At 54.3% G+C, this 256-nt stretch carries 1 protein-coding gene; it reads right to left on the reverse strand.

What is annotated here, in order from left to right; all coding sequences use genetic code 11:
- Positions 1 to 256, reverse strand: a 256-nt coding sequence (locus tag A3761_RS05305) for a bifunctional diaminohydroxyphosphoribosylaminopyrimidine deaminase/5-amino-6-(5-phosphoribosylamino)uracil reductase RibD (RefSeq protein ID WP_231881168.1), incomplete at both ends; no start/stop codon positions are given.

The following is a 256-nucleotide window of genomic DNA, read 5'->3' on the forward strand; positions in this document are numbered from 1 at the left end:
CATCAATTAAGGCTTTAGCACAGGGAGGTGTTCGACCAAAGTGGCTGCAGGGTTCCAAAGTAACGTAAGCTGTCGAACCTTGCGCGAGTCCTCCCGCTTCAGCGAGGGCGTTTACCTCTGCATGCCCTGTTCCGGCCTTCTTATGCCAACCACGCCCCACAATTTGACCGCCCCTCACCAAGACACAACCTACCCGTGGGTTTGGCTGGGTTGTATACACCCCTTTATTGGCCAAGCGCAAAGCTTCAGCCATATA

It is taken from the genome of Oleiphilus sp. HI0123 (genome assembly GCF_001635315.1).